The sequence below is a fragment of the Paenibacillus stellifer genome (assembly GCF_000758685.1).
GTDB classification, from domain to species: domain Bacteria; phylum Bacillota; class Bacilli; order Paenibacillales; family Paenibacillaceae; genus Paenibacillus_AQ; species Paenibacillus_AQ stellifer.
The window spans coordinates 1,030,128-1,051,822 of record NZ_CP009286.1; the positions used below are offsets into that span (position 1 = coordinate 1,030,128).

Annotated in this window: 18 protein-coding genes, 2 pseudogenes and 2 riboswitches; of the genes and pseudogenes, 17 read left to right on the forward strand and 3 right to left on the reverse strand. The window is 43.1% G+C overall.

All coding sequences use genetic code 11. The annotated features are described in order from the left end of the window. Nucleotides 1-317 precede the first annotated feature (317 nt). The 10 genes and pseudogenes from mgtE (at nucleotide 318) to PSTEL_RS04800 (ending at nucleotide 12,246) form a co-directional block, all read left to right on the forward strand. Nucleotides 318-1,664: a magnesium transporter gene (mgtE, locus tag PSTEL_RS04755; RefSeq protein WP_425415255.1), complete on the forward strand. Its 1,347-nt coding sequence runs from the start codon at nucleotides 318-320 to the stop codon at nucleotides 1,662-1,664. A 704-nt stretch (nucleotides 1,665-2,368) separates the two neighbouring features. Then, nucleotides 2,369-2,457: riboswitch (cyclic di-GMP riboswitch) on the forward strand. A 100-nt stretch (nucleotides 2,458-2,557) separates the two neighbouring features. Beyond that, nucleotides 2,558-3,584, forward strand: a pseudogene (locus PSTEL_RS28895) (ISL3 family transposase); the annotation flags it as partial. A gap of 45 nt (nucleotides 3,585-3,629) precedes the next feature. Further along, a riboswitch (cyclic di-GMP riboswitch) is annotated at nucleotides 3,630-3,719 on the forward strand. Nucleotides 3,720-4,462: 743 nt separating this feature from the next. Next, entirely contained in the window at nucleotides 4,463-4,882 is a 420-nt protein-coding gene (locus PSTEL_RS04765; protein WP_038693834.1) for an RNA polymerase sigma factor, read from the forward strand. A gap of 124 nt (nucleotides 4,883-5,006) precedes the next feature. Further along, nucleotides 5,007-5,411 carry a DUF6075 family protein gene (locus tag PSTEL_RS04770; RefSeq protein ID WP_038693836.1) on the forward strand — a complete coding sequence of 135 codons (405 nt, stop codon included), beginning with the start codon at nucleotides 5,007-5,009 and terminating at the stop codon, nucleotides 5,409-5,411. A gap of 32 nt (nucleotides 5,412-5,443) precedes the next feature. Then, nucleotides 5,444-7,381 carry a C40 family peptidase gene (locus PSTEL_RS28130; protein WP_052098195.1) on the forward strand — a complete coding sequence of 646 codons (1,938 nt, stop codon included), beginning with the start codon at nucleotides 5,444-5,446 and terminating at the stop codon, nucleotides 7,379-7,381. Between the two features lie 735 nt (nucleotides 7,382-8,116). Beyond that, nucleotides 8,117-8,263: an SHOCT domain-containing protein gene (locus PSTEL_RS04780; RefSeq protein WP_038693838.1), complete on the forward strand. Its 147-nt coding sequence runs from the start codon at nucleotides 8,117-8,119 to the stop codon at nucleotides 8,261-8,263. Between the two features lie 71 nt (nucleotides 8,264-8,334). Continuing rightward, nucleotides 8,335-10,203 carry a recombinase family protein gene (locus PSTEL_RS04785; RefSeq protein WP_084064704.1) on the forward strand — a complete coding sequence of 623 codons (1,869 nt, stop codon included), beginning with the start codon at nucleotides 8,335-8,337 and terminating at the stop codon, nucleotides 10,201-10,203. An 82-nt stretch (nucleotides 10,204-10,285) separates the two neighbouring features. Further along, nucleotides 10,286-11,149, forward strand: coding sequence for a ParA family protein (locus tag PSTEL_RS04790; RefSeq protein ID WP_038693840.1), 864 nt, complete (start codon nucleotides 10,286-10,288; stop codon nucleotides 11,147-11,149). Then, complete coding sequence (locus PSTEL_RS04795) at nucleotides 11,139-11,552, forward strand: hypothetical protein (protein ID WP_052098196.1); 414 nt, start codon at nucleotides 11,139-11,141, stop codon at nucleotides 11,550-11,552. Before PSTEL_RS04790 ends, PSTEL_RS04795 begins: the two co-directional genes overlap by 11 nt. A gap of 4 nt (nucleotides 11,553-11,556) precedes the next feature. Next, nucleotides 11,557-12,246, forward strand: coding sequence for a hypothetical protein (locus PSTEL_RS04800; protein WP_038693841.1), 690 nt, complete (start codon nucleotides 11,557-11,559; stop codon nucleotides 12,244-12,246). Nucleotides 12,247-12,693: 447 nt separating this feature from the next. Here PSTEL_RS04800 and PSTEL_RS04805 read toward each other — a convergent pair whose 3' ends face one another. Continuing rightward, entirely contained in the window at nucleotides 12,694-13,338 is a 645-nt protein-coding gene (locus tag PSTEL_RS04805; protein ID WP_052098197.1) for a pentapeptide repeat-containing protein, read from the reverse strand. Nucleotides 13,339-13,829: 491 nt separating this feature from the next. Here PSTEL_RS04805 and PSTEL_RS26745 point away from each other — a divergent pair, with 491 nt between their 5' ends. The 5 genes from PSTEL_RS26745 (at nucleotide 13,830) to PSTEL_RS04820 (ending at nucleotide 17,204) form a co-directional block, all read left to right on the forward strand. Then, nucleotides 13,830-14,024 carry a helix-turn-helix domain-containing protein gene (locus tag PSTEL_RS26745; RefSeq protein ID WP_084064706.1) on the forward strand — a complete coding sequence of 65 codons (195 nt, stop codon included), beginning with the start codon at nucleotides 13,830-13,832 and terminating at the stop codon, nucleotides 14,022-14,024. Beyond that, nucleotides 14,008-14,382 (forward strand): hypothetical protein, encoded by a 375-nt coding sequence (locus tag PSTEL_RS04810; protein ID WP_038693843.1) that lies wholly within the window; start codon nucleotides 14,008-14,010, stop codon nucleotides 14,380-14,382. Before PSTEL_RS26745 ends, PSTEL_RS04810 begins: the two co-directional genes overlap by 17 nt. Nucleotides 14,383-14,386: 4 nt before the next feature. Then, entirely contained in the window at nucleotides 14,387-14,575 is a 189-nt protein-coding gene (locus PSTEL_RS04815) for a helix-turn-helix domain-containing protein (protein WP_038693845.1), read from the forward strand. A 980-nt stretch (nucleotides 14,576-15,555) separates the two neighbouring features. Further along, complete coding sequence (locus PSTEL_RS27415) at nucleotides 15,556-15,711, forward strand: hypothetical protein (protein WP_156995782.1); 156 nt, start codon at nucleotides 15,556-15,558, stop codon at nucleotides 15,709-15,711. Nucleotides 15,712-15,713: 2 nt separating this feature from the next. After that, nucleotides 15,714-17,204, forward strand: a complete 1,491-nt coding sequence (locus PSTEL_RS04820) for a recombinase family protein (RefSeq protein WP_038693847.1) — start codon at nucleotides 15,714-15,716, stop codon at nucleotides 17,202-17,204. 327 nt (nucleotides 17,205-17,531) lie between these two features. Here PSTEL_RS04820 and PSTEL_RS04825 read toward each other — a convergent pair whose 3' ends face one another. Further along, nucleotides 17,532-18,149, reverse strand: coding sequence for a TetR/AcrR family transcriptional regulator (locus tag PSTEL_RS04825; RefSeq protein WP_038693849.1), 618 nt, complete (start codon nucleotides 18,147-18,149; stop codon nucleotides 17,532-17,534). Nucleotides 18,150-18,469: 320 nt separating this feature from the next. On the opposite strand from PSTEL_RS04825, the gene PSTEL_RS04830 reads away from it, so the two are divergent. Further along, nucleotides 18,470-19,351 (forward strand): ABC transporter ATP-binding protein, encoded by an 882-nt coding sequence (locus PSTEL_RS04830; protein ID WP_038693851.1) that lies wholly within the window; start codon nucleotides 18,470-18,472, stop codon nucleotides 19,349-19,351. Nucleotides 19,352-19,374: 23 nt separating this feature from the next. Continuing rightward, nucleotides 19,375-20,988, forward strand: a complete 1,614-nt coding sequence (locus PSTEL_RS04835) for an ABC transporter permease (protein WP_038693853.1) — start codon at nucleotides 19,375-19,377, stop codon at nucleotides 20,986-20,988. A 255-nt stretch (nucleotides 20,989-21,243) separates the two neighbouring features. On the opposite strand, the pseudogene PSTEL_RS26750 reads toward PSTEL_RS04835, so the two are convergent. Then, a pseudogene (locus tag PSTEL_RS26750) lies at nucleotides 21,244-21,459 on the reverse strand (tyrosine-type recombinase/integrase); the annotation flags it as partial. Nucleotides 21,460-21,695: the final 236 nt, after the last annotated feature.

The following is a 21,695-nucleotide window of genomic DNA, read 5'->3' on the forward strand; positions in this document are numbered from 1 at the left end:
CAAGCGCCCAAGGGCAAGAGGGAAATGGGCAGAAAATGGTGACTGTACCAACTTATCGTATTCAGGACGGGTTGCCCACGTTCCCTCTCCAAATGACGATAGCGAACAGGAAATGTTATATAGCCTTGATCTGGATTTCTCCAAAAAGGTGGCTTTGAATTGCTGCGATCAATTGCTGTTACAAAAGACTTGAAAGTGATAAAAAATATAATATAAGTATTCCAAGCCTCAATGATCCAAACATTATGTGGTACCTGGATTATTAAGGGCCTTGAGGGGTAGAATGGAAATGGAGGTGCGAGGCCATGTTGCATACGATGTCACAAGAACAAATTCTGCTTTCCGCCATCAAATGCGTAAAAGAACAAAAACGGGAGGAGCTTCAAAAGATTGTCGCAGAATTGCAGCCTTACGATATAGCGACATTGTATATCACCCTGCCCGACAAACATCGCCTTAAATTTCTCGGGATGCTGCAGCCCAAACAAGTTGCCATTCTCCTTCAAGAACTTGATCCTCCGATGCAAATTGATATTTTGCACAAGCTTGGCGTCCAGCAATCATCCAATATCATGGATTTAATGGAGAATGACGATTTGGCGGATTTGCTGAACCAATTATCCGCCGGCAAGATTGAAGAGTTCTTGGCGGCCATGCGAACCGAAGAGTCGAACAGCGTGAAGGATCTCATGCGGTATCCCCCTGACACCGCGGGGGGGATCATGACGAACCGGTATGTTTGGATCCGGCAAACCTATGCGGTCAGGGTAGCAGTGGACAAGCTCAAATTGTTTGCGGAAATCGCCGAAAATATTTACTACCTTTATGTGCTCGATGAAGATAAAAAGCTGGTGGGGGTTGTCTCTTATCGCGATTTGATAATGGCGGACGCAACCGATAAGATCGAAGACATAATGTTTACCCGCGTCATCTCCGTTCCGGTCGACATGGACCAGGAGAAAGTGGCCCAGGTTATCCAACAGTATGATTTTATTGCCGTCCCGGTTGTGGACGGACAGCATCGCCTGGTCGGGATCGTTACGGTTGACGATGTGTTGGATGTCATCATCGAAGAAGCCAATGAAGACATCGCCAAATTATCGGCCTCGGGAAAAACCATCGATTGGAATACAAGGCCGTTCACGGCTGCCCTCCGCCGGTTGCCCTGGCTTATTTTATTGTTAGGGCTTGGAGTCTTGACGGGCAGTATCCTCAGCGGCTTTGAGGACACGCTAACCCAAGTGGTGGCGCTGACTTATTTTATGCCGATGATCGCAGGAATGACGGGAAATACGGGGACCCAGTCGCTTGTGGTCGTGGTTCGCGGGATGGCGTCCAGCGGGAAAAACCTCAAAAGCGCCATTCGCCTAATCTTCCGTGAACTGGGAGTAGGCCTAATTATCGGTATCGTTTGCGGTGCATTAATCACCATTGTGGCTTCGATCTGGCAAGCAGATCCCATGCTTGGATTGGTGGTCGGCAGCACTTTGTTTGCGACGCTGGTCATCGGCACCGTGGCCGGGACGGTCATTCCCTTGCTGCTCTATTATTTTAAGGTCGATCCGGCTGTCGCTTCCGGCCCGTTGATTACGACATTAAATGATATCTTTTCGCTAACGGTATATTTCAGCATTGCCTCCCTGTTTATTTCCCATTTGATGTAGGTGAATGCATTAATGAACGAGAATCGGGTGAAAAAAATGAACCATCCCGGTACTGGGTTGACTTCAATTCTCCGACAGATGAGGAATCCAAGTTATTAGAGACACATTTCAACTTCCATCTCTTGGCAATTGAAGATTGTTTCCATTTGCTGCAACGTCCAATATCATAGAGCGAAGTAATGAAATAGAAAAATACCGCCTGAAATTATGGGATCGCTACGTAACCCTATACAACAACTTCTGCAGTATAATATTCATTGGGGATACAGTCTCCTCTCCTTGCTGAAATAAGAAGTAGACCACAGGAACTGTTATAATCCTGTGGTCTACTTTTATAACCGGGAGAATCGTCGAATACCGCCTTGAAGGATTCGGCGCGAGGCAGTTTGGCTTGGAATTTCCGCAATCCGGAGGTTCAGCAGACTGCCGCGGCACCACAAACAGGAGAATCTTCCTGATCCAATCCTCAAAAACCGCATACGATGCAAACAAATTCGCAAACCGTTCCGGACAAATAGAAAAAATGGGGGGCCGGGTACTTCTCCGTTAAAAAGCGCAGGGCTGCAAAGATTGGAGTATACTTTTTCCGCTTGCCCCATACGTCGACCACAACCGCCAACTCGTCCCGTCATACTGGGTGTCCATTATTTGTCATTTCGATGAGCGATGTGATACAATACTCCTATACACAAACGGCAAACAAATAGGAAAAATGGCAAACCTGATCGAAAGACAGGGACGCAAAGCTACGGGTCTAAAGCATTATTAATGCGATGATCGCCGGGTTACCCTAATGTTTTCGCAGCGAGACACTACCTCTTGGGGGATGTGTCTTTTTGTTTTGCTAGATGTCGAAGAATAGGAGGTCAGTCCTGCATTTCAATTACAAAAATCTGCATCTACCAACCATTCGCATGTATTGCAAACGCTGCGACGCTGGATTCGTATGGGCTTATGATTTTGCTGGGACCAAGCAGCAGTACAGCGCGTTCTTCCGTGCAGCTACGGTTGAACACGCGCTTGGTTCTACGGCAGCGCACAGTGCGCGTATCCAGCAAGCACCCGCGAGTACGGTGCAGTATATCCATAACGAAGCGGTTCCTAAAGTGTCGGAGAGGATTTACGAACAAGTGTGGAACGAGGCGGGAGAAATGTCAGAATTGGTTCTGGGTGTCGATGACTTCGCCATCAAGAAAGGGCATACCTACAATACCGGCATTCACAACCTCAAGGGCGAGACGATGCTGGACCTGCTGCCCGGCCGCAAGCTGGATGACCTGCGGACATATGCCAGGGGGCATCCGGACTTCCTGATGCTTCAGCCCAAAGCGGTGGTCATGGATTTGGCTCAGGCTTACCATACTTGGATCAGCGAATGTTTTCCAAATGCGATTCGCATCGCAGATCCGATTTCATGTTCACGGTTATGTGATCGAAAGCGTACAGGAAGTACGGAAATCCGTGCAGCGGACATTATCCCCGCGGGCGAAAGCCCACTTGAAAGCTAACCATCGCTTGCTTAATCCGCCTATGGAATCGCTCGGTGCGGAAAGTAGAAAGCGGCTGGAAGTGTTGCTGAACTACGCTCCGTTACTTCGCAGCGTATGGGAATGGAAAGAAGCGTTTACGACCTGGTACGACTGTTCGCCGAGCTTTAACATTGCCAAACTGGGATTTGAACGTTGGTGCGCGCAGGGCGATCTAATTGATCATCCCGCTGTTCGAAACACCCTTACAACCATGCGTAACTGGAAAGAGGAAATCACGAATTATCATCAATGCCGGTGGACGAATGCGACTGTAGAAGGTCGTCATAATCGCATTAAAGCTTTTCGGCGCCGCCACTATTTCACTCGAAACCGCAATCGCTATAAAGCTGGTATTCTTATTGAATGTAACCGTCATAGGATGCTGGGCTAACTTTCAAACACTGATTTTTAGGTTGAGCCAGAATTCTAAAATAAATATGGAAAAAGGCAAACCTGCTCGAAAGACAGGGACGCAAAGCCACGGATCTAATGTATGATAACATGCGATGATCGCCGGGTTACCCTATCGACAGAAATTGGACACTGCCGTTATAGGGTGGTGTCCTTTTTGTCATTCAATTAGGATGGGAGATTCACGTTGACGTTGGAAATGACAGAAAGTATCGCCATTCAGGATTTTCAGAAGGTGCAGGACAATTTGATCATCATGAAAAACATGGGCTTCTGAATTTCACTGGACGATTTCGGAACAAGCTATTCCTCTCTCAGTTTGCTACATACGCTTTGGCTTGTCCGTTGTGGCGGAAGGCGTAGAAACGAAGAAACAGCTTGAATAGCTTAACCGTTGGAACTGCGATGTCGTGCAAGGCTATCTATTCTACGAGCCGCTGACACCAGAGCAATTTTCTCATTTGTTAGATGAACGTGATGATGACCTGCAAAACCCTGAAATTAAAGGAGCGTTTTATTTGAGCTAACAACGAACTGACGAGTGACAACACCAAAACAACCAGATGATGTTCCTCACGAAAGGTGTTGCCCTGTGAGGAGGGCATCGGTATGCAGCATCCTTTGTCGTATGATATATACGATTACGAACGATTGATCGGTCGTTTATTGGTGTGGCTACGAACAATTCAACAACGCAATTTACTTTGGGACTTTGCCGCGATTGAGCACTGCTATGCTCTGCGGCAAAGTCTTTTTTGGTTCTCTTGAAGCTGTACGCCAGCGTTTATTAGGAAGCGTCGGCTGCCGCTCTCCTCCCTCTGTTTTGGTTTGCCAACAAACCAGAACGGAGGGACGAGAATGAAACGGATGAATTTACGGGATATGTATCCCTTTTTGAACACGGACGTGTGGGTCGATCTCGATGAAGAAGTGGCGCAGGAAATCCGCCGGTTTGATCTGAATGAAAATGCATATAGACTACGCACGTATCGCCATCGGGCGTACTACTCGCTGGATTGTAACGACGGGATCGAGCATGATGCCCTTTTCTTCTCAATTTCCCCAGAGGAATATTACGAGCGCAAGCTGACGAATCAGCAGCTTTATGCGGCTATGTGTGAGTTGCCGGAAAAATCGTTCAGGCGCATCTACGCTCACTTCTTCTTGGGTATGAGCAAGGTGGCGATTGCCGAGGCGGAGCAGGTGAATGAGCGGGCGGTTCGCAAGTCGATTGAGCGTAGCTTGAAGCAAATGGAGCGAACTCTCAAAAACATGTGATCGCGGTTCGTTCGAGGGTACGATTTTGAATGAGAAATGAACAGATAGGTAGAGGGACTTGTTCCGACGGCGGCTGGTCTGGTTGTTGCCAGCCGCTCATTTTCCATGAGAGGGGCATGTAAGGATGAATCCTGGTCGATTTTACGCTGCAGAGCACGAATGCTTCTACTATCAGATGTTAAATGAAAGGGAATGCAGCGACAGCTACCACCGTGCACTTTTCTATACGCTTGGCATTTCCCAAGAAACCCGCAAGCATATCCGCGATTTGTTCGATTTTTCTCAGGGGGGCATTAAGCCCGAAGGTCTCGCGGCCTCTTGGCAGACGAGCAGTTCCATTCGCGTGAGCCGACTTGCCTTTAATCTTTGGAACGGCTGGACGGAAGAAGGCGCGGAACGCTATTCCGCTCCTAACGAGTTGTTTGCATGCGGTTACACCCCTTATTTTTTTGAAGCGATCCACCTTCGTTATCCGGAATGCCGCAGTCATGATCAGATTTTGAAACGGCGGACGGAGCAAATTCGCTAATTGACTGCTTTTGACGGGAGTGAAGTCGGATAATGAAGAAAATCAAAATGAGTACTGTGGCAAGGGACATCAAACAGTTGGACAAGCTCCCCAAAGTGATGGAGCGCGTGAAGCGTTCAAGCGTTCGCGCTAAGCGGCAGGCAGATCATGACAAAGCACATGCTCAAACTCCCGTAGCATATGCACAGCACCGCTCCGAATCGACCATGAAGAAAATGGTGCGAACTCAAATGGGAATGAGCATGAGTGTCAGCAGTAGATTGATTCGACACATTCAAAAAAAGCAGACATTACCGATTGGAGATACTGTCTCAGGAAACACCCCCGTTGACACGAATCCTGAGCCTTCGGTTACGCCCACATCGCGGCAAGCACGCAGGCTTCGTCTTTATAAGCCGATTGATGGCAAATATCTCTTGCGTTCAGATCAACGATCAGGAAAACAACGCTTTATTCGGAGCCGGGCCAATGCCCGGCTTTCGCATCGTTCTCGCAAGGACAGGATTCTCGACCTGGTTTCGAAACGGGACGTTAAACCAGCCAGGAAAAAGACACGCGCCGCCGCGCCGTCGCATACAGCAAATGTACGTGCGCCTCGTCGTAATGCGCTCGTATCTGAAATAGCAGGTCAAACGATCAAGCGAAAAGAACGAACGTTCAAAACATTGTCGCCGTTTATCAAAACGGGGCAGCGGCTGGGACAGGCTCAAAAAGCGGATCGCGCGGAACCGAAAATGAACGCCGTAGAGACAGCAAAGCGGGCTGCGCAAATGGCGATGACAACTCGCCGCACCCTTCAAAGGGCGCAAGCTGCCGCGAGACTGAATCTTCGTATCATTAAAATGGTTGTAAAAGCCGCCGCGATGCTTGTCAAAGGATTGACGGCGCTTTTGGGGATCAGCAGTACAGTGATTGTATTGCTGTGCATAGTGATGGCGATAGCCGCCGTCATTTCCTCTCCATTTGGTATTTTCGTATCCGGCGAAAATACGGATGCTGATGTAAAGCCGCTTTCTCGAATCGTTCAGGAGATGGACGCTGAATTTGAGTCAAAGCTGGAAGAAATCCAGCAGTCAGCTGGAAACGTAGACCGGGTGGAGATCCATTATACTGATAGTGCAGACAACACGCGAATCGATAATTGGGCGGACATTATAGCCGTCTTTGCGGTGAAGACGGTAATGGATACAGAAAACGGAATGGATGTAGTTACGCTTGATGCAACAAGAATTGGTATCATCCATGAGGTATTCTGGGAGATAAATCAGGTGGAATCCCATGTTGAAACGATTGAACATACGGAAATGGTTACGGTTCAGCATGAGGACGGAAGCTCCAGCAAAGAGACGACGACAACCTATGAGCGCATTTTGCATATTACCGTCAATAGTAGAACTGCGGAGCGACAAGCAGAAGCATACCATTTTACAAACGAGCAGATGGATTTGATGAAGGAAATGCTGTCCGCAGAGTTCCGACCGATGATGTTCGCAATACTCGGCAAAGAAGCGGATAGTGGCTTAACGCCGGAGCAGCTTGAATTGGTTCAACAGCATTTGCTCGAAGGCGAACTGGGCAGTGAAGCCGTCAAATTGGCGCTGACTCGTCTAGGCGATCCGTACAGCCAACCGAAAGCCGGTCAGGACAACTTTACGGATTGCAGCTATCTCGTTCAATGGGTTTATCGGCAGCTTGGCATCGAGCAGCCACGAACCGCAGCGGAACAGGCCAGATTCTGCGTTGAGAATGACCTGGCCGTAAGCGCGGCGGATTTGATTCCGGGTGACCTTGTATTTTGGAGCTATGAGCGCAACGGTAGATTTATGGATATAACGCACGTCGGGATTTACGCAGGCGACGGAAAAGTGGTGGACGCTTCCTCCAGTCGGGGGCAAGTGGTGTACCGCACTTTGTTCGATGCGGACAAGCAAGTGCTGTTTGGCAGACCGCAACTAGCGAGTGAGAAGTGAACGCTGCCCATTTGCATACTACACAGGTTCTATGCACGCCTTCGTAACATTCCCCCAATACCCTACCGCTGTGAAACGGATACACTCGCATCTGTTCCGCAGGGTAGGGTTTCACCGTCAATTTAATTAATTCAAAATTGCATTGGGAGTTGACAAAAAGCGGTGATCAGGGAATTTTCCTGCACCGTCTTTTTGTTTTATCGCCCCCCTACCAATCCCTCGCTTTCCGTCCCGGAAAATATTTTTCTCGAAATCTTGCAAACCAGAGTCCGATTTTACCCCGAAAATGTAGCGGATAGTAGAGGGACAAATTGATCGCCCTCATCGCTCTTTGACAACCAAATACAATCTTATCCGGTACGTTCCCCGCATGGCCATGAAGGATAGCCGCGTTGCAGGAGCGCCATGACCATTTTGCCGGTTCTTGTTTTTGCATGCCTTGTTAGCAGAACCGGCGGAATGCGAGCGATTTTGCCCATGCAATAAATAAATGGCGGTGCCATTTAGGGCGAAGACCCATGCGGAGGGATAATGATACTTCCGTCCAGCCACAGTTCATCGCAATGGGGGCGACTTGCAGCGATCCTGGAAGAGGCTTGAAGCCTATGAGGACGGACAACCACCGTCCGCCGGATAAGATTTTCAGATACGCAACCAAAACAGAGGCGGAAACGGAGATGCGCTGCGGTGCGCATCTCTGCTTTTCGGCATGTCAGAATGATCGGGAGGCTAGTTATGAACCAAAAGCTGATCCGGTACAGCATGCAAATTGCGATGATGAAACAGTTGTTGGCGCTCTCATTGATTACCGAAAGCGAATTCAATCAGATCAAGAGCAAAACCATGCGAGAATACGGCATCATTTCGGACCTGACTTCTTAATTTGCAGATTTGTCGGTCCGCCCAGCTCTTATTATACTGATGGCGGGTTAATAAGAATGGAGGACGAATCTATGGCTCTTGAAGTGGAAGTGATTAAAGCAAGCCGGAAAATAACTGATCGGAAGGGCGGAAAATCATCGGACATTCTTCGCGTTGCTCCGTATGCCCGCGTAAGTACCGACTCAGAGGAGCAGTTGAACAGCTACAAGTCGCAGGTTGTCTATTATACAGAACTCGTAAACAAGCGTAGCGACTGGGTGCTGGTTGACATGTATGCGGACGAAGCGATTACCGGCACACAGGTGACGAAGCGCGAGGATTTTCAGCGTATGATTAATGATTGCATGGACGGAAAGATCGACATGGTCATTACGAAGTCCATCTCCCGATTTGCCAGAAACACGCTCGACACCTTGAAGTACGTCCGCATGTTGAAGGAAAAGAGCGTCGCTGTATTTTTTGAAGACGAGAATATCAATACGCTGACGATGGATGGTGAGCTGTTGCTTGTCATCTTGAGTTCCGTAGCGCAACAAGAAGTCGAGAATATCTCCGCCAACGTCAAGAAAGGCTTGAAGATGAAAATGAAGCGCGGCGAGTTGGTCGGCTTCCAAAGCTGTTTGGGGTACGATTACGATCCGAGCACGAAGAAGATTTCCATCAACCAAGAAGAAGCGGAGCTTGTCCGCTATATTTTTCAGCGTTACGTTGATGGAATGGGTGCTTACGTTATTGCTAAGGAGTTAACCGAGGCAGGCCGTAAAACCAAAAACGGAAGAATCGAATGGCAAGATACGAGCATTCTTGGTATCATCAAAAATGAGAAATACAAAGGCGACTTGTTGCAGGGAAAGACCTTTACCGTCGATCCGATTTCCAAGAGAAGACTTGAGAATTATGGCGAGGAAGATCAGTTTTATGTCAAAAATCATCACGAGCCGATTGTCAGCGAAGAAGTCTTTGAGAGGGCGCAGACTATCCTGCATAGAAGGGGCGAGAATCGCCGTCGCGGTATGAAAGGCAAACGTGACAAATACAGCAGGAAATTTGCATTCAGCAGCATGCTGGAATGTGCGTTTTGTAAAAGTAATTTCTCGCGGCGGAGTTGGCATAGCGGAACTCCACACGAAAAGACGGTTTGGCAGTGCGTTACCTCTACAAAAAAGGGAAAGAAGCTCTGTCCTCACAGCAAGGGATTGGATGAGAAAATGATCGAGGACGCTTTTGTGGAATCGTACAAATTGGCATGCCGCAATCATACGGACATTATTGATGAGCTGATTAAAAGGATGGAGTCCGTGTTCAGCGAACAGAACAGTCAAAGACGGCTGAACAAATTGATCGGCGACATTCAGGCATTGGAACAAAAACGGTGCAAGCTGATCGATTTGTGTCTGGATGAAAAAATCGACCAGGCAACTTACGAGCAGAAGTATGCGGAACTGGATACGTCGCTTACTGCATTGCTCGAAGAAAAAGCGCAGTTGGAGCAATCCGAACAAGAAGAAATTGACTTGGGCAAGCGACTGGAGCATTTTCGCAAAGTGCTTCGCACGAACGAGCTCCTGCCATCCTTTGATCGCAACGTATTTGAAAGCATTGTTGATAAAATTATCATCGGTACGGACACCGATCCAGAGAAGCCTAATCCGTACAAGCTGACCTTCGTATACAAAACCGGTTTTCATAACAGCGTTCAAGGAAAAACGCGCAATCAATCTCAAAAGAAGTTGCAGAAAAATGAAGGGAGTGGATTGTGTTCCTATTCCGAGAACGATACATGTGGAGTGCTGTTCACTGTTGGTAAGAAAAGACTAATAGATGAGATGTATTGGCGTATGATATATGTAAAGAAGCGGGTAATTCCGCTTCTTTTTAGTTTTATTTTAATAAAGACAGCTTACAGTTTAGGAATTTCTCGCGTGTATTCGAAGAACTAGTAGGAGAATGCTAGGAACTTGTCGAAAAAGTTAAGTATTCGTATTTGTAAGTTCAAATAAATAAGAGAAAGAGGCTATTTTCATGGATAAAAGGGGTTCAGTTATCTCGTTTCTAAATATGAAGGGGGGAGTTGGTAAAACAACTCTTTGTAAAGAGATGGCGCTTTTTCTATCTGAGTTTAATAAAGACAATAATAAAATATTGGTGATAGATATTGACCCTCAATCTAACTGTACACAATCTTTTTTTGAGAAGTATAACATTATGCAAATAGATGATTCTCTTTTTGAGAAAGATAAGCTACCTTCAATTAGCAAGGTTTTTTCAAGTTCAGTTACTAGGCAATCTACTCTCGACGAAGTGATTATTAAACTAACTGACACATTGCATCTACTCCCTGGAGACCTAGACACTGTTTTTATGGAGAGAGAAACCTCAACAGGCGCTGCGGAACAAAAACTGTTAAATTTTATTATGGAAAACAAACTTAAAGAAAAGTACGATTACATATTTATTGATTGCCCTCCGACCTATTCGTTTTATACAGTCTCAGCTTTATTAAGTTCGGATTATTATTTTGTTCCTGTTAAGCCAGACGCATATTCCGTATTGGGATTAGATTTATTAGAACGAGTTGTGCGGGAGTTGAAAAAAGGCTATAGAATATTCTTCGAACATAAGCCAATTACAAATTTAGGTGTAATTTTTACTATGGTTGGGGGAACATCAATTCAAGGATTTAGGCGTAATATTGAGTCTATTAAAAGCAGTTTTGCAAGTAAAGATATTTATTTCTTTACAAATGAATTTCGAAAAATAGATAGGTTAGCTACTGGTAAACTCTCAACCTTTATAGTTGACAGAGATGATAGCCTCCTACTAGATGATGTTAGAAGTATATGTATGGAATTTGAGGAAAGAGTGGTGAGGTTGAGTGAAAGGTAATGAAGAAATAATTTATAAGAAGATAGAAGGCTTGAGAAAGATAAAGAATCCCGAGCTAATAAGATTTGAACTTTTTTCTATTTTAACATCGCTACTTTTATCCAAAAACGTGTTTAAAAACAACTCAGAAATTGTTTCATTTTTATCTAGTTTAAATATAGAGTTCAAAGAATATGTATTTAAAAGTCGTACATTAATCTTAGCAAGGGTACTTAGAACTGTTGAAAACTTAGATGAAAGTATGCTGGAGATGTATATGAATATCTTAGAAAATATGCTAATTAGGAAAACAGAAGACACTGAAGAAGTTCAGAACAAGGAGACAAAACAACGGAATGAAAAAAACAGTACCAACAATTACATTGAGGAGATCTTGAAAAAATACTCAAGAAATAGAGACTGAACTTATGAGAGTAAATCAAGAAAAGCAACGTTATATCGACTTTACAAAAAAATATTTCCCTAACACTTTATTACTGGGAAATGAAGATGTTTTAGGTGTGCTTTTTTCTAGAGTACATGAAAATTCTGTTGTTACATCTATACTTGAGAAGCATATAACTAGTCAAGGTGGATCAATTGAATTTCTAGTGTACTATAGAAAGAACTTTAATAAACTCCTTGTAACATACCCGTTGAATGAAGCTCAAGCAATTTATTCTAATATTCGATTGATAACAGAGAGTCTTCTCAAATTCTTATATTCAATAAATAATTCTCTAGACGTTGAAACTATAAAAAAAACTAAGTTTAGAATTATGAAAGAAGAATTAATGAAAACAAGCATGAATCAGAATGCTCTCAATATTTTGTTCTCTTTATATAGTCGGTATTCTAATTATATTCATGATAAGGAAGACGTTGACTCAAAAGAACTAGACTTTATTGAGAATATTATCACCACTAAAAATAATTATCTCACAGGCATTGTTGACGAATTAATTACACTATTGAATAATTATTATGTTTTAATATGTAGTGCTTTTAGAATAACACAAAGCCAATTCTCATCTTCTGAAAATCTAAGATTGATTCATAACTTATCCTCAAAAAGATACAAAAAATTTAGTGATTCTTTATATTCCTCAGGTATCTAATTTTAAAGTAATAAGTTAAAAATGATAGTTCTCACATTGGTCTGGAAATGCTAATAGATAAGATATAGTAGCGGACAGTAATAGGGCGGGTGAAGTTCCGCTTATTTTTTATAACTGTACGATAGGAGGTAGTTGAGCTTGAGCTTCTTTTGATTATACTTCTTATCTAGGCTCATTTGTTTAGTATACTTACTTAGTAAAACAAAAAGCACCCATCCTCAGAAGAAGGGTGCTTGTTAGCTATATTCAGATATCTACCTCAAACAATCGGAAGTTAGTGCATAAGTAATTGATAAGCTTCACTATAACCAAAGCAGTAAAACCTGTTACAGTTGCTACGTCTCCTACCATAGACACCACCTCCCGAATGCCAGCTATTACGTCCTGTCCGCTATTGACATTAGCTTAACAATCTTCCGATTGCTGAGGCCGGACAATAAAAATATATCATACGCATAGTTCTCGTTTCAAATAATTTATAAGAGAACTGACAGTATAAATATCCTTGGTGTTTTTCACCTTAAGAATCTCCAAACCTTTTATTAGGTTCTCTTCCGAAAATGTTTCTAACAATATTTTCAAGTTTAGATGATTGATTTTTTTAGTGCTTGTATGCAAAACTTTATAGGTTGATATAAAGCGATTACCAATTAGGTCATCAAGAATTGTTTGCAAGTCAACACTTGCCACAATTTTAGGATATTCTTTTAATATTTTAATTTGAGGGTTACTTAAATTCAAGAATTTTACATTTTCAAAGTTCATATTAACAAAAATAACATTTTCAAAAGTAGCATTCTTGAATTTACAACCTTCTAATAAAGCCCCAACAAAAATGGTGTTCTTGAAATGTGCTCCCTCAAAATTACACCTCTTTAGGTTCGTACCAAGAAACTCTACTCCGTTAAATTTACATTTTTTAAAACTGCTTGAAGTAATTATTGCACCTCTAAAATTAACATGATTAAATTCACTTTCTCTGAATACTGCCCGAAAAGACCTGCTCTTACATAAATACTTGTGGTTAAACTTCCGGTTCATTTTTTGACCATAAAATGTATTCAACTTCGATTTAGTTGATGTTTCTGCCACTTACTCCCCTCCATTCACATAGGGAATATCCTCTGATGTTCATTATACCCCTACCCAGTGCCTAGCGAAAAGGCTATTATACTTTCCCTAAAGTTAAGTCTTGTTCCACCCGTCCGAACATTTTAAATAATCTTTTGTACGCACAAAGAAGTCGCACCACATCTGCGGGGTGAGATAGGAATCGTGATGGTTCTAGTATTAACATGAAGATTGCTAGTACACCTAACTATATCAAATGAAATGCTGTAAAAAGTACCCTACTCTTCACAAGTGTTATCTGGCCCAATTGACTTGTTATTCCTAGATACCATCGTAACAAGTCCGTTTTTCCTTAGCTTTCCTTTGCCACCGTCTTTCAAAGTGCAAAAGATTAGTCTCATACTTCGTCGGACTTATTATGTACGGTTGTAGTTCTTTACGCCCTTCTTGTTCAGCCGATGACAGAAATCCTTATATTGTATGTAGACACAAATTGAAAGGAGTTGGATGAGGTGGAACAACTGTTAACAATGCAAGAAGCTAAAGACCTGTTGCGGATTTCCTATCGAACTCTGCACCGTCTGATTTCGAATGGCTCTATCCCGTCCGTAAAAGTCGGGCGAGTTATCAGAATCCCGCAAGTGGCACTTAGGAAGTTTATTTTTGAAGATGCGTCGGGAGGTAGAGTCAATGATTATCAACAGTAAGGCTATCTCACTCACTGAAGCCGCTATAAAGCTAGGCAAGTCCGAACAGGAGGTTTTACGACTCAGCCAATACGGATACTTGGAGCAAGGCAAATCTGAGAACGGCAAGACCCGAATAATCATGAGCAGTCTTAATAAGTACGCTGCTAGAAGCGGGATAGCCCATCAAGAAGCGCTAAAGCCCTTTCTAAAGCGTTTTAAAAGCCTTTCTGTTCAAGAGACAATGACTAAGTTAGGACTGCGTACTGAAGCGGCGGTACACAGTTTGATACAGGCGGGAAAGCTGAAAGCACAAATGGAAAGCAGTATTTACAAAGTCGATGCAGAAAGCGTTAGAAACTATATACTAGGAGCGTGACACAATGATAGATAGCAGACACTATACAGTAAATGAGATTACAGAGATGTTTAATGTTGAAGATAAGACCGTGCGTAAGTGGATTAATGAAGGGAAATTATTTGCCGTACAATTGGCAGGAACAACAATTCGTATCCCTGAGTCAGAACTTCAATTCTTCTACAGACGTTCGCAAGAGTGGGGGTGGAAATAATGAAAATATGGACTTGTGAACGTGTAGCCCGCTCCATTGAATGTAGCCCGCAGCAAGTTAAACGATATTGTGACTTCGAAAAAATACCTTGCTACAAGACTTCTAGTGATGGTTTGCACTCGCTCTACGCTTACCGAATTCATGAAGATGATTTATTGAAATTTTTTGATTGCGAGACGTTGGAAGACTTTAGTAGGGTGAAATATCGGTAGAGTTGACCCGTCGAGTTGTTTGGCGGGGTACATAGTAGTAGGTATATAAATCAAGATAATGTTTATAATGAGATTGAAACTTCATATCGGGTTGACCGTGGTTACAGGAGAACACGTAAAAATACTGGCTCGGCTTTCACCAGCCGATGTAGCCCCGTTAGATGGTTAGTTATTTATATGAGTTAGTAACTCACCCTCAGATTCTACTTTTTAGTAGCCCCGTCACGGTCGCCGTAAGGCGAGGGAGTCATGACAGACTTATATTTAATATAAACGTGGTAAAGCCGTACCTGAGCACGTCAGATGTCATGTAGGAAGCCTTGAGCTATGCTTCCTTTTACTCTTTTCCTCTGTGGGGGGGGAGTTTTAAAGTCTTGCACTCTAACTATAAGTTATAGTGCTAAAGAAGAGGGCGAGCAAAGCGAAGCCCGTGGGAGTAGAACGAAGCGAAGCGGAGGCTACCCCACCAAAATAAAATTAAATAGAGTATACATTGATGTGAAAGTCCTCGCTTTGCTCGGCCTTCCCCATAGGCTTCGCTTCGCTCGCCTTATTAGTTCTTCTTGTTACCTTGTGTAAAGTTAGTGGGTCAATGATGATGTAATTGGACTGACTGATGGTTTAGTAGTAAGTTGCACTTCTTTTGAATCCTTCCTAATATACAGAACTGTTCGGTAAAATTATTCACCCTCCCCTACAACCTTCCTTTTTAGTCCGCACCTTTTCCGCTACATGGAGCGACTATTTAGAGTAAGGGAGATGATAATAATGAAAGTAGAAAGAAGCTTTAATGGAGAAGAGCAATTTATAAGTCTACTAATGCCGTTGATTGACGCTGAGATTGACAGAATTATGGAACAACAGGACGACTTAAAGTATAATGATTGTAACGCCAATACATCTCATAGTGAAGGGGTTGCGTAACTATGAGATGCGCAGTATATATACGAGTTTCGACAGACAAAGACGAACAAAAATTGTCATTAGAAAATCAGAGAAGTTTATTCTACCAGTATCTAGAAGATAGAGGGTGGGATGTTTTTGATTTCTATGTCGATGTTGAGAGTGGGACAACTGGTAAGAGAGAACACCTGCAACGATTGATACAGGATGCTAAGGCTCGAAAGTTTGATGTTATTGTTGCTAAAGAACTTTCACGGCTTGCTCGTAATGGGGCACTGTCTTACCAAATTCGGGATATGGCTACAGATAACAGCGTTCATATCGTCACGCTGGACAATGCCATTAACACACTTGAGCGAAGAAATGAAATGTTTGGATTGTACGCTTGGATATATGAACAGGAATCACAGCGCACATCCACAAGAATTAAAGCGGCACTTAGCAGCAAGGCAAAAAAAGGCGAGTTTAAAGGCTCAGTACCGCCATATGGTTACAGACTGAATAGCGGTAAACTTGTTATTGCTGAGGACGAGACACCGAATAATGTAAAACGGATATTTCGAATGTACCTAGAAGGCAAGGGTTTTGATGCAATAGCACGTACTTTAACCCGTGAAGGTTGCCCAACGCCTGCCCAAGTTATCGGTAAGAAAAATGCAGGGCTGTACTGGCATGGAACGTCAATTAAAAAAATTCTAACTAACCCGCATTATGTTGGCGACTTAGTTCAAGGGCGGCAGACAACAGTAAGCGTTACATCAAAAGTACGTGAAGAAATACCAAAAGATAAGCAAATTATTACTGAAGACGCTCACAGTGCTATTATCACTAGAGAAGACTTCGAAGCCGTACAGCAGTACATGGAAGCACGAAAGCAGCAAAAAGAAAAACCCAAGGCTAAGAAGCACCTTTTTACAAACTACTTATACTGTGCCGATTGTGGAAAGGCTTTATGGTATGTCCATTATCGTAAGGGCTATGTATGTGGAAACTATTACAAGCATGGAAAGCATGTTTGCAGTCAGCATAGCGTTAAGGAAAAAGAACTCAAAGGCGTAATCCTAACAGATATTCGTAACATGGCTGAAACTCTCAATGAAAATGAAGTAATGGGGCGGCTAGAGGCGAAGACTCTACAAGCAAGAAAGAAAGCAGAGAAGCAACTACTTGCTTTACAAAGGCGCATTGAAAAACTGAAGGAACAAAAGACAGGGTTAATCAGACTGTTGGCAAGCGGTACGATTAATGAGACCGATTATAAGGCAGCAACGGAGAGTGGCAATGCAGAACTTTTTAATCTTCAAGGCCAGTTAAAAGCCTTTCAATCTCTACAGGTAGGTAATAGCGCAGGAGAAAGTATCGTTAGATTAAAGAAGGAACTTAAACAGTTCATGAAGTTAGAAGAACTGACTTTTGAAATGGTACATCGTTTGGTTGATAAGATTGAAGTTCAAGCGGATGGCTCGGTGAACATTCATTACAAGTTCACTCCCACCGCTTTTCTTACGGCTTAATATACAGTGACCGACACTCCAGCCATGTGGAAAGCGTAGCGGTGTTGGTGAGGAGTTGTAGCCAACAAATAAAGCCGAGTTAAAAATCGATTAAATCCGTGATAAAACCATCAAATCGTTAAATGGAGCACGGTGTACCATGTGTTGCGCAGAGCCGATTTTCGGGATTTCCTCCAGCTTTTAAGCGTATCTCATGTGTTCTCAGGGGGACCAACAATCGGAAAAAAGCAATTTTTGATGGAGTGAACCTGTCGTTGGTTCTAATATTTTATAAAAACTATAACTGACCGCCAATACACAGTGACATCACTGGATTGGCGGTTTGTCTTATTTATGGGCTGAACCAGACTGCGGACTTGGCGCAATACCTTTAATCAGCAATTCTGTCCATTGGGCGGTATAAGGGATAATCTTTGAGTAGATGTGTGGGCTGGAAATCCCTTCAACTAAGGCTTGGAAATAAATCAAAAGAAATTCATCTGAATATTTCAGATCAACCTTGCCTTCTTTACGTCCGCGATGGAATAAATCCAGCATAATATTAAAGCTTTCCTTAGCGTATTGCTGCATCATCAAAGATAAGCCATCATCACCCTTCTTGGTGAAAAAATCCATCAGGTCTAAATAAAACTCTTTTTTGATTTTATCCAGATATTGAATCTTGTTCTGACTCATTGCGATAAGGGTTTCTTCAAAGGGTTTATTTTCGGCCATGATATCTCGGGCAGTATCCCCCATTTTATTCAGAAAATACTTAAAAACCTCGTGGATAAGATTTTCTTTACTCCCGAAATATTTGAAAATCGTTGTTTTTCCTACATTGGAGTGTTCAGCAATCTCATCCATTGTTAATTTCTCAATACCGGCCTCTGTATTCATCAAGTTAAAAGTTGCTTCTAATACTTGATTTTTCTTCTCCTGAGTCCGCTTTTCAAAACCATTCATTTATCGTTCCTGCCTTCTATATTAAGTGAATAAAAAATATTATTGGGTTGTTTAGTTCATATTTTTCTTTCATATTAATTATATAGCACTAGTTATGGGTTATCAAGCGTATGATAGTTCAAAACTAACGATTTTTAAATTGACTAAGCTAATGAAAAGGTATATAACTGAAACTGTAAATGAACTTTGGTTTAAAACAAAGCTTATATTCGAAAAATGTGAACTTCAATATAGTTAACGGTTCGTATTTTATCCGGGATTAACTTTGCTTTAAACTGGAAAGCACGTTACTAAAACTGTTTAAAGGGAGTTTTAGTGCTATGGATAAAATTGTAAATGTGCAAGGCTTGCAAAAAAAGTTCGGGAAATTTAAAGCACTGCATGATGTGACATTCACAGTAAATGCTGGGGAGGTTGTGGGCTTTATTGGGCCAAATGGCGCTGGTAAGTCAACAACGATTCGTACTTTGCTGGGAATTATCAATCGTGATGCCGGGGACGTGAAAATCTTTGGCAAGGATGTATGGAAGGACAGCCTTGAGATTCATAAGCGAATTTCTTATGTTCCAGGGGATGTGGCTCTTTGGGGCAGCTTAACAGGTGGCGAAATTATTGATCTGTTTATTAAATTACATGGCGGCGGAGACAAGAATAAACGTGACTATTTGATTAAACGTTTTGAATTGGATCCTAAGAAGAAGGCCAAAGGCTATTCAAAAGGAAATCGGCAAAAGGTCGGCTTGATTGCGGCTTTGTCCGTTGACTCCGATTTGTATATTTTCGATGAACCGACTTCTGGCCTTGACCCATTAATGGAAGCTGTCTTTCAAGATGAAGTTGAAAAAATTAAGCATGCAGGGAAAGCGATCTTACTATCTTCTCATATTTTGAGTGAAGTGGAACGTTTAGCAGATAAGGTGGTTATCATTCGTCAAGGAAAAGTCGTTGAAACCGGGACATTGGATGAATTACGTCACTTAACACGTTCTACTGTTACTTTGGTAACTGAAGGCGATGTGGTTAGGATGGCATCTGTTAACGGTGTCCATGATTTCAAACAAAAGGACAATCAAGCGACATTCTCTGCGGATAATGAATATATCAATGATATTTTGACCGAAGCGGCAAAATTGGGTGTTAAGAAGTTTGAATCTGTACCGCCAACGCTTGAAGACTTATTCATGCGGCATTATGAAGTCTAAGAGTTGGAACGGAGGAAAATGCGATGAAAGAAAAATTTGCACGTTGGAATGTACTATTTGTGCAGTATCTGAAACGTGATTGGAAAAAAATAATGATCTGGATTTTAGGTCTGGGTTTATTTTCAGCTGCTTATGTTCCAGCTTTTGAAGAAATCGGCAAGGGGCAAGGTTTGCTGGGGATGTATGAGACCTTGCAAAATCCCGCAATGATCTCAATGGTAGGGCCGACACCGGTTGACACCGCAGCTGATTATACTTTGGGTGCAATGTATGCGCACGAAATGTTGTTATTCTGTGGTTTGTTTGCGATGATTATAGCTGCTTTGCATGTTGTGAGCCATACTCGTAAAGAAGAAGATCAAGGGCTTACTGAACTGGTGCGCTCCTTTCAAGTAGGTCGTCAAGCCAATTCGTTTGCTGTGATTGCCGAAGTAGTGCTTATCAATATTTTAATGGCGCTTTTTATTGGCGGGGTTATGACTAGCTTTGGTGTAGATACGATTTCGGCCGAAGGATCATTCCTGTTTGGCGCATCAATCGGGTTAGCTGGTATTTTGGGAGCTGTGATTGCATTAGTCATGGCGCAAATTATGCCAACTTCATCCGGTGCAACGGGTTCATCGCTGGGAATTGTAGGTTTACTATACATTGTCCGTGCTGGTACGGATGTATCGAATGTTGATTTCTCAATGATCAATCCTATGAGTTGGACCTATCTGACTTATCCATTTACTGAAAATAATTGGGTTCCCCTGATTTTGGCCGTAGCCTTCAGTGTTATTGTGGTGATCATTGCTTTTGCCCTTGAGGGCGGTCGGGATATGGGGGCTGGTTATTTACCAGAAAGAGAAGGGCGTGAGGCAGCGAAAAAATCATTGTTGTCCGTACCTGGCTTGTTTATCAAGCTTAACAAAGGCATAATGATTAGCTGGTTGATTGCTTTCGTAATCATGGGAGCAGCCTATGGTTCGATTTATGGAGATATGCAGACCTTCCTTGGAAGCAATGAAATGATGAGTCAAATGTTTACGATAGCAGGGGTTTCAATCGAAGAATCGTTCACGGGGACCATCATGATGGTCATGATCGGCTTGGTTTCCATTTTGCCCATTGCTATCGTTAATAAACTTTTCTCGGAAGAATTGCGCCTGCATTTGAGCCAGCTTTATTCTACAAAAGTGACTCGGACCCAGCTCTATTGGACGAGTGTCATTTTGGCAATTGCTGCTGGAGTCGTTGGAGTATTGCTGGCTTCAGGCGGACTTGGCGGTACAGCAATCTCCGCAATGGGTGACAGCTCATCTATGAATATGGGAGACTTCTTCGCCGCGGGCTATAACTTCCTGCCTTCTGTGTTGTTCTTTACCGGACTTGCAGCTTTGGCTTTAGGTTGGGCACCAAAACTGGGTAAAGCTATTTATGCTTATCTTGGCTATTCTTTTGCTTTAAACTACTTTGGCGGAATTTTAGATTTGCCGGAATGGTTTTCAAAAACAGCCGTTCAAAGTTGGATTCCACGGATGCCAATAGATAAGTTTGATGGAGCAACCTTTATTACTATGACAGTGCTTAGCATTGCCTTGATGGTATTTGGCTCTATTGGATATCGCAAAAGGGATATGGTTGAAGGAGCTTAAAGTAGAAATTGTTTTGTAGTTTTTATGTGTTGACGCTGCCGACTCCACACATGTGGAGTGCTGTGTGTTGTTGGTGGGGGATTGATACAGTCTGAGATTTCCTTATATATCAAGGGGTTTGGTGATAATACAGCTTGCCGAAATTGATAGTAACAGCGGTGGATTTCGGACATTGCTGTGAATCTGGTGTAAAAAAGCTAAATAAGCGCCAATAAATGGTGATAATTCGACATTAAGAAAAGACGCTCCAGCGATTCAACCGAGTGTCTTTTTGTCGTGCTTCTCTTTGCGCGGAGCAAACAGTTGTTCCAGAATGTCGGCTGCTGCCTGGTCAGCGGAACGGGGGGCATGGCCGTGAATGTTCATCGTCGTTGTTATGTCGCCGTGACCGAGCCGCTCCGAGATAATCTTCGCATGAACGCCTTGGTTAATTAGCAGCGTTGCTGAAGTATGTCGTAGATCATGGAACCGGAAATTCTGGTAGAAGCTGCTGTCTCAAGGAGCGGTATAGAATCAATATTACCAAAGAGCAAGCTATAGACACCTGTGGGTAATACTGTGCCATTAATCTCGGTTTTGAGCCAGACAGGCCATGTTTTGAAGAACTATCGATCCCCGTTTTCATCCAACCAGCCCCGGATTGTTGTGTTAAGAGAGAGGCGGGACATTGGCTGAAGCCCTGCCGATGTGCCCGAGCGGGTCAATGA